At 67.0% G+C, this 6,331-nt stretch carries 5 protein-coding genes; 4 read left to right on the forward strand and 1 reads right to left on the reverse strand.

Going from position 1 to position 6,331, the window contains the following annotated elements:
- Positions 1-123: 123 nt before the first annotated feature.
- Positions 124-1,116 (forward strand): UDP-glucuronic acid decarboxylase family protein, encoded by a 993-nt coding sequence (locus FVW27_RS05465; protein WP_167123414.1) that lies wholly within the window; start codon positions 124-126, stop codon positions 1,114-1,116.
- Between the two features lie 104 nt (positions 1,117-1,220).
- Here FVW27_RS05465 and FVW27_RS05470 read toward each other — a convergent pair whose 3' ends face one another.
- Positions 1,221-2,090 (reverse strand): class I SAM-dependent methyltransferase, encoded by an 870-nt coding sequence (locus tag FVW27_RS05470; protein WP_167123416.1) that lies wholly within the window; start codon positions 2,088-2,090, stop codon positions 1,221-1,223.
- Between the two features lie 289 nt (positions 2,091-2,379).
- On the opposite strand from FVW27_RS05470, the gene FVW27_RS05475 reads away from it, so the two are divergent.
- The 3 genes from FVW27_RS05475 to FVW27_RS05485 form a co-directional block, all read left to right on the forward strand.
- The gene (locus FVW27_RS05475) at positions 2,380-3,849 is read left to right on the forward strand and encodes an aminopeptidase (RefSeq protein ID WP_167123418.1); all 1,470 of its coding nucleotides are present in this window, start codon (positions 2,380-2,382) and stop codon (positions 3,847-3,849) included.
- A gap of 282 nt (positions 3,850-4,131) precedes the next feature.
- Positions 4,132-5,313 carry an iron-containing alcohol dehydrogenase gene (locus tag FVW27_RS05480; RefSeq protein WP_167123420.1) on the forward strand — a complete coding sequence of 394 codons (1,182 nt, stop codon included), beginning with the start codon at positions 4,132-4,134 and terminating at the stop codon, positions 5,311-5,313.
- A gap of 559 nt (positions 5,314-5,872) precedes the next feature.
- Positions 5,873-6,331 (forward strand): AraC family ligand binding domain-containing protein (locus FVW27_RS05485; protein WP_208294648.1); only part of this gene is annotated, 459 nt, incomplete at its 3' end.

Raw genomic sequence — 6,331 nt, forward strand, 5'->3', positions numbered from 1 at the left:
CACAGGATGCGGCCCGGCCCGGCAAGCGTGCGCCGCGCGCCCGGCGCGGCTAGCGCATTCCCGCACCGCCCGTCTTCCGGCGTCCTCACCCCGCCCTCTCAGCCCGACGGCACAGGAGACCCCATGCAGCAAGGCGAATTCAAGGAACTGGCCCGCAAGCGCATCCTGGTCACCGGGGGCGCGGGGTTCATCGGCTCGCACCTGTGCCGCCGCCTGCTGGACCGGGGGGCGGAGGTGCTGTGCGTGGACAACTTCTTCACCGGCTCGCGCGACCACGTGCAGGAAATGCAGGACCACCCGCGCTTCGAACTGCTGCGCCACGACATCACCTTTCCGCTCTACGTGGAAGTTGATGAAATCTACAATCTGGCCTGCCCGGCGTCGCCCATCCACTACCAGTTCGACCCGGTGCAGACGACCAAGACCTGCGTGCACGGCTCCATCAACATGCTGGGGCTGGCCAAGCGGGTAAAGGCGCGCATCCTCCAGGCCTCCACCAGCGAGGTCTACGGCGACCCGGAAACCCACCCCCAGACTGAAGACTACTGGGGCCGGGTGAATCCCATCGGCCCGCGCTCGTGCTACGACGAGGGCAAACGCTGCGCCGAAACCCTGTTCACCGACTACCACCGCCAGCACGGGGTGCCCATCCGCATCGCGCGTATCTTCAATACGTTCGGCCCGCGCATGCACCCCAACGATGGCCGGGTGGTCAGCAATTTCATCCTGCAGGCCCTGCAGGACAAGCCCATCACCATCTACGGCGACGGCAGCCAGACCCGCTCGTTCTGCTACGTGGACGACATGGTGGACGGCCTGACCGCGCTGATGCACGCCCCGGACGACGCGCACCTGCCGGTGAACCTCGGCAACCCCGAGGAACGCACCATCCTGAACCTGGCCGAGATCATCATCGAGTTCGTCAACTCGCGCTCGACCATCGACTTTCGCCCGCTGCCGCAGGACGACCCGCGCCGCCGCCGCCCCGACATTGCGCAGGCGCGCGAGAAGCTGGGCTGGGAGCCCAAGGTGAGCATGGAAGAGGGGCTGCGGAAGACCGTGGAATATTTCGAGGGGCTGCTGCGCTCGCGGCGGGAAGAAGGGGCAGAGGTGTAGCACCACACGTCCGCCCTTCCTGCGAAACAACGACAAAACCGCCCTCAACGGGCGGTTTTGTCGTCGGGACATGTCCTGCGGTGTCACCTCGCAGGCAGCACCCGCTAGCGCTTGCGCAGCCAGCAGATGCTGCCGAAGCACCCGGCGCCCACCCCTTGCAGGAAGGACTCCACGGATTGCAGCGGCTGGCGCAGTTCGGGCTTCAGCGAAACATGGTAGCTCGGCAGCAGGATGTCGAACCCCTGCGCCCCGTACAGCAGCAGGGTGGCCAGCATGTACTGCTCGCTGTAGTAGCGCTTTTCCCACCCTGGCGGGTAGTCGGAGGGCAGGCAGATGTCGTGCACCCCGAATACGCAACCCGCCGGAAGCACGGGCAGTATGTCCAGAAAAAAGGCCGTCACGTCGGAATTCTGCAAGGCCCTGTGGCTGCAATCCACGAAGACGAGGTCGTCGGCGGTGACGGTGGCGAAGAACGCGGGGTCCATGTCTTCGAGCGGACAGCGGATGACGGTTTCGCACAGTCCGTCGATTTCCGCGCGGGGGCTGGGGTCGATGGACACGATGCGCGTGGACGTCCCATGGTCGCGGATGGCCCGGGCCGCGAATTTGGTGGAATTGCCGGACCCCACCTCGATGAACCGCGCGGGACGACGTTCCGCCACCAGCGTATAGATGCTCATGCCGTCCAGCGGTGGCAGCCAGCCGTTGTTCCAGTACGGACTGACGGGGTCCGTCGGAGCCTCGGCGGGGATGGCCCTGAATGCAGGTTCGTGCCGGGCGATGGCCTCCAGCACCGGGGCATAGTCCGCCCCGCGGGCGTCGAATAGGTTCACCAGCCCCTGATGCAGCGGTTTTCCGTGTCCCCATCTGCTGACGGGCCGCACGGGGTAGGGATCGTCCAGTTCGAGCAGCGCGCCCGATTCCTTGAGCGACGCCAGATGATGCAGCAAGGCCATGTATTTGGGATCGTTCACGGTATGCTCGGCTGCTGATGGTATGGGGGGCACATCAAGATAGTCCACTTTTCTTTACAACGCAAAACATCCCCGTCCTTCCGGCTTTCCGCGTACGGCACCGCACTCGCATCTCCCCCTTCGTCCTGCCTACGGGCCATCCCCCTGCCGACAGGACATCCCATGGTTGCCCCCCGCCGCAAGAGATATTACCTAGTCCTTCGCGGCGTTGCCCAACGCCGCCCAACCCGCGAAACCTTCGCGGCCCCGCGCCGCAGCACATACGGGCATTTCCCCGAAAGGATTTCCCATGGACAAACTCGACTTCGAAACCACCAGTTGCTGGGAAGCCTACGCCAGCGACGAACATCAGGCCGCCATGCGCGAACTGGCCGACCGCTACGTGGACTTCCTGTCCCGCTGCAAGACCGAGCGCGAAACCGTGGACTACGTGGTCACGCGGCTGCGCGCGGCGGGCTACACCGAAAACTTCGCCCACGACAAGGTCTACCGGGTGTTCAAGGGCAAGACCGTATTCATCGCCCACAAGGGCCGCGCCCCGCTTTCGCAGGGGCTGCGGCTCATCGGCGCGCACGCGGACACCCCCCGCCTGGACCTGAAGCAGCGCCCGCTGCAGGAACAGGCGGGCATCGGCCAGGCCAAGACCCACTATTACGGCGGCATCCGCAAGTACCAGTGGCTGGCCCGTCCGCTGGCCCTGCACGGCGTGGTGGTGAAGGAAAACGGCGAATCGGTGCGCATCACCCTGGGCGAAGACCCGGCGGAACCAGTGTTCACCATCGCCGATCTGCTGCCCCATCTGGCCCAGAAGCAGGCCGGGCAGACCATCGCCGACGCTTTCGAGGGCGAGAAGCTGAACATCGTGCTGGGGCACCGCCCCATGCCGAAGCCGGTGACCGAAGAAACCGCCGGTGATGCCGCCGCCCCTGCCGATGCGGCCGCCGCGCCCGTAGCCGCCAACGGCAACGCCACCTCCTCCGACAGCACCGCCAAGAAGGAAGCCCCCAAGGATCCGATCAAGGCGCGCATGCTGTCCCTGCTGCACGAAAAGTACGCCATCCGCGAGGAAGACCTGTACTCCGCGGAATTGCAGGCCGTGCCCGCCGGTCCCGCCCGCTACGTGGGCCTCGACGGCTCCCTCGTCGGCGGCTACGGGCAGGACGACCGCATCTGCGTGTTCGCCGCGCTGGAAGCCCTGCTGGCGGCGGAAAATCCGCAACAGCCGCAGTGCGTGCTATTCTGGGACAAGGAGGAGATCGGCTCGGAAGGCTCCACCGGGGCCAAGTCGCGCTTCTTCGAATACTGCATCGAAGACCTCATCGCCGCGTGGCAGCCCGCCGCCCGCTTCAGCGACGTGATGCTGACCACCCGCGCCCTGTCCGCCGACGTGCACGCCGCCATCGACCCCGACTGGCAGGAACTGCACGAAAAGCTCAACGCCGCCGTCATCGGCCACGGCCCGTGCTTCTGCAAATTCACCGGCCACCGGGGCAAGTACGAGGCAAACGACGCCCACCCGGAATACGTGGGCTGGCTGCGCGGCGTGCTGAACGGTCGCAAGATTCCGTGGCAGATGGCGGAACTTGGCCGCGTGGACGGCGGGGGCGGCGGCACCGTGGCCATGTACCTGGCCGCCTACGGCATGGACATCATCGACTTCGGCCCGGCGGTGCTGTCCATGCACAGCCCGTTCGAACTTGCCAGCGTGGCCGACCTGTACGCCACGCGCCTTGCGTACACGGCGTTTCTGGAAAAGTAGCCGGACGCAGCGACGACACATCCATCCCGCGCGCCGGTCACCGCGCCCCGAAAGGAGGCTTGCGGAACCGTTCCGGACCGGCGCGCGGACGTTTTTCCCCTCGGCCTGCCTTGCCTGCACCCGGACGCCAGACCGGTCACCCGCCCACGGTCGCCCGGCACCCCGGCGTCCGCCGGAGCCTGCAGGAGCCTGCCTGGAGTCTTGCTGACATCCGGCTGACGTCTTGCCGGAATCAGGCCGCCCCCCCCACCGCGCCACCGCGCACAGCCCAAGGAGATCGCCATGCTCGACTTCACCTTCCACATGCCCACCCGCATCATCTTCGGCGCGGGCAGGCTGGCCGAGCTTGGCCGCACCCGCCTGCCGGGCCGCAAGGCGCTGGTGGTGATCAGCGCGGGCGGCTCCATGCGGCGCACCGGGCATCTGGACAAGGTGCTGGCCCTGCTGGCGCAGAACGGCTGCGCCACGGTGGTCTTCGACAAGATCCAGCCCAACCCCGTGCTGATCCACGTGGACGAGGGCGCGGCGCTGGCCCGCGCCGAAGGCTGCGACTTCGTGCTGGGCCTTGGCGGGGGCAGCACCATCGATTCCGCCAAATCCATCGCCCTTGCCGCCGCCAACCCCGGCTCGTACTGGGACTACATCCAGAGCGGCACCGGCGGGCGCAAGCGGCCGGAACGCCCGGCCCTGCCGGTGGTGGCCATTCCCACCACGGCGGGCACCGGCACCGAGGCCGACCCGTGGACGGTGATCACCCGCGAGGACACCAACGAAAAGATCGGCTGGGGCGATGATTCCACCTACCCGGCGCTGTCCATCGTGGACCCCATGCTGATGGTCAGCGTGCCCCCGGCGGTGACCGCCATGACCGGCATGGACGCCTTCTTCCACGCGGCGGAGGCGTACCTTTCCACGGCGCGCCAGCCCTCCAGCGACCTGCTGGCGCTGGAGGCGGTCAGCCTGATTTCCCAGTTCCTCCCGCAGGCGGTGAAGGACGGCAACTCGGTGCAGGTGCGCACCATGCTGGCGTGGGCGTCCACGGCGGCGGGGCTGTGCGAGTCGCTGTCGTCGTGCATCTCGCACCACTCGCTGGAGCACGCCCTGTCGGCCCACCACCCGGCCCTGCCGCACGGCGCGGGGCTGGTGATGCTGTCCCTGCCCTACTTCGAGGTGATGGCCCGCTTCCAGCCCAAGCGCTGCGCCGACCTTGCCGTGACCATGGGCGAGGACATCGAGGGCATGGAACTGCGCGAGCAGGGGCTGGCCCTTGTCACGGCGCTGCGCAAGCTCATCGCCGCCGTGGGGCTGGATGGCCTGAAGATGTCCGACTACGGGGTGACCCGCGAGGAGATACCCGCCCTGGCCCGCAATGCGCGCGAAACCATGGGCGGACTGTTCGCCGTCACCCCGGTGGACCTGCGCGAGGATGCGGTGATCGCGATTTTCGAGAAGGCGTACCGGTAAGGGGGGCGAAGAGGCGAGGCAGGCTTTCGTCAGCGCGAAGACACTGCAGAGATGCGGGTACACTGTTGGGAAGTTCCCGTTCCCTAGCGCAACTCAGCGCCTGTTTCCGAAGGTTCCGCATGATTGCCTTTTTTCCTTATATCCCGAGCCGGTCTTTTCGCGCGGGGGGGGCTGGTGCGGACGCGATGCAAGAAATTACGAGTTTTGTCGCCGGACAAGGCGCCGCGAAGTTTTTTCGCGCAGATCGGCAGCCGTTGGGCGAGCGCAACGCGCGATTCTTACGGATGGCGAAAGCAACGCTGTACTCATGTACGTGAGCAGAAAAACTTCGTGGCAACGCCGTCCGGCGGCAACAGACGGATTTTGCAGGCAGCGTGTCCGCGCTAGGCAAGGCCAACAACCGCCCCTACCCCACCCACCCCAACCGCAATTTCCTGCAATACCCCACTGGCGAAACCCGGCAGACTCCACCTACAGGCACGGTTCTCCCTTTCCCCGGCTGCACGGTCAGCCCCCCCCCGCACACACCCCAACGCCCCGCACGACCACGGACCCCGGCATGCGACAGCCCCTCGAAAACGTGCGCTACTGGCGCAGCGACGATCTGGACGGCCTGGAAACCAACCGGGTGCTCCGCAGCGCGCACACCTTCCCCAAACACTCCCACGACCAGTACGCCGTGGGCCTGATGGAGGAAGGGGCCAACTACTGCCATGGCCGTTCCCGGCGCAACTCCGTGGTGGTGGGCGGGCAGGTCTGCCTGTTCAACCCCGGCGAGGTGCACAGCGGCGAGCCGGAACGCGGTGTGCCCGCCACCTACCGCATGTTCTACGCCGCCCCGCACTGGCTGCACCGCGTGGCCGTGGAACTGGGCGGGCGCGATGCCGGCCCGCCCGATTTCCGCAGGCTCATCGTGCCCGATGCCGACGTACTGCGCGCCTTTCTGCGCCTCAGCGACCTGGTGGCCGACGGCGCGGAACTGCTGGCCCGCCAGTCGGCCATGGTGGGGGCCTTCTCG

Origin of the sequence: Nitratidesulfovibrio liaohensis (assembly GCF_011682075.1) — a bacterium.
Classification (GTDB): Bacteria; Desulfobacterota; Desulfovibrionia; order Desulfovibrionales; family Desulfovibrionaceae; genus Cupidesulfovibrio; species Cupidesulfovibrio liaohensis.